At 77.2% G+C, this 254-nt stretch carries 1 pseudogene; it reads right to left on the bottom strand.

Going from position 1 to position 254, the window contains the following annotated elements:
- Positions 1 to 254, bottom strand: a pseudogene (locus DW296_RS10340) (hypothetical protein); the annotation flags it as partial.

Genomic DNA, 254 nt, shown 5'->3' with positions numbered 1-254 from the left:
GACGCCGATGGGGGCCGTCACGGGGGCGACCACCTGGGTGCCGCCGAGGGTGCTGTCGTCGCCGCCGGTGGTGCTGCCTCCGGTCGCGGGTGCGGTCGGGGACGTGGTGCCGCCGGTGGTGCCGGTGACGGTGGCGTCGTCGGTGACGGAGATGGCGTTGCCGGTGACGCCGATGGGGGCCGTCACGGGGGCGACCACCTGGGTGCCGCCGAGGGTGCTGTCGTCGCCGCCGGTGGTGCTGCCTCCGGTCGCGG

The organism is Microbacterium sp. K36, assembly GCF_004794355.1.
In the GTDB taxonomy this organism is placed as follows: Bacteria; Actinomycetota; Actinomycetes; order Actinomycetales; family Microbacteriaceae; genus Microbacterium; species Microbacterium paraoxydans_D.
The sequence above is the reverse complement of the archived record's forward strand: the minus strand, read 5'-3'. Positions and strand labels throughout refer to the sequence as shown.